Annotated in this window: 2 rRNA genes; both read right to left on the bottom strand. The window is 53.2% G+C overall.

What is annotated here, in order from left to right:
* Nucleotides 1-117: ribosomal RNA gene (gene rrf, locus AC1EKL_RS08695) — 5S ribosomal RNA — on the bottom strand.
* Between the two features lie 68 nt (nucleotides 118-185).
* Nucleotides 186-1,772 (bottom strand): 23S ribosomal RNA (locus AC1EKL_RS08690); the annotation flags it as partial.

The following is a 1,772-nucleotide window of genomic DNA, read 5'->3' as shown; positions in this document are numbered from 1 at the left end:
GCGTGGCAACGTCCTATCCTCGCAGGGAGCGATCCCCCAACTACTTTTGGCGCGTTGAAGCTTAACTTCTGTGTTCGGCATGGGAACAGGTGTATCCTTCAAGCCATCATCACCACACTTTGAAAGCTTGTGCTTTCAAAACTAAACAATATCCTTTGCCTAACCCTTCAAGTGACAACACCACTGCGGTTAAGTCCTCGACCGATTAGTAATGGTCCGCTCCATGCGTCGCCGCACTTCCACTTCCATCCTATCTACCTCATCATCTCTGAGGGGTCTTACTTCCTTAACGGAATGGGAAATCTCATCTGGAGGCGAGTTTCACACTTAGATGCTTTCAGCGTTTATCTCATCCATACATAGCTACCCAGCGGTGCTCCTGGCGGAACAACTGGTACACCAGCGGTATGTCCATCCCGGTCCTCTCGTACTAAGGACAGGTCCTCGCAAATTTCCTACGCCCGCGACGGATAGGGACCGAACTGTCTCACGACGTTCTGAACCCAGCTCGCGTACCGCTTTAATGGGCGAACAGCCCAACCCTTGGGACCGACTACAGCCCCAGGATGCGATGAGCCGACATCGAGGTGCCAAACCTCCCCGTCGATGTGGACTCTTGGGGGAGATAAGCCTGTTATCCCCAGGGTAGCTTTTATCCGTTGAGCGATGGCCCTTCCATACGGAACCACCGGATCACTAAGCCCGACTTTCGTCCCTGCTCGACCTGTCTGTCTCGCAGTCAAGCTCGCTTGTGCCTTTACACTCTGCGAATGATTTCCAACCATTCTGAGCGAACCTTTGGGCGCCTCCGTTACCTTTTGGGAGGCGACCGCCCCAGTCAAACTGCCCACCTGACACTGTCTCCCGCCACGCTGAGTGGCGCGGGTTAGAGTGGTCATAATGCAAGGGTAGTATCCCACCAACGCCTCCGTCGAAACTAGCGTTCCGACTTCAATGGCTCCTACCTATCCTGTACAAGCAGTACAAACACTCAATATCAAGCTACAGTAAAGCTCCATGGGGTCTTTCCGTCCTGTCGCGGGTAGCCTGCATCTTCACAGGCAATTCAATTTCACCGAGTCTCTCGTTGAGACAGTGCCCAGATCGTTACGCCTTTCGTGCGGGTCGGAACTTACCCGACAAGGAATTTCGCTACCTTAGGACCGTTATAGTTACGGCCGCCGTTTACTGGGGCTTCATTTCAGAGCTTCGCCGAAGCTAACCCTTCCATTTAACCTTCCAGCACCGGGCAGGCGTCAGCCCCTATACTTCATCTTACGATTTTGCAGAAACCTGTGTTTTTGATAAACAGTCGCCTGGGCCTTTTCACTGCGGCTGCCCGTGAGGGCAGCACCCCTTCTCCCGAAGTTACGGGGTCATTTTGCCGAGTTCCTTAACGAGAGTTCTCTCGCTCACCTTAGGATTCTCTCCTCGACTACCTGTGTCGGTTTGCGGTACGGGCAGTTAATTACTCCTTAGAAGCTTTTCTCGGCAGCGTGACATCGGCGACTTCGCTACTATAATTTCGCTCCCCATCACAACTTGTCAACGCGATCGCAAGCATTTAACTCGCAACCTGACTCATTGCTTGGCCGGACTCTTCCAATCGTCCGGTTCGCTTAGCCTTCTGCGTCCCTCCATCGTCAAACATAATTAACTGGTACAGGAATCTCAACCTGTTAGCCATCGACTACGCCTCTCGGCCTCGCCTTAGGTCCCGACTTACCCTGGGTGGACGAGCCTTCCCCAGGAAACCTTAGTCATTCGGTGGA

The organism is Limosilactobacillus sp. C0001E2, assembly GCF_056590915.1.
Note: the sequence above shows the minus strand (reverse complement) of the source record. Positions and strands in the feature narration are given on the sequence as shown.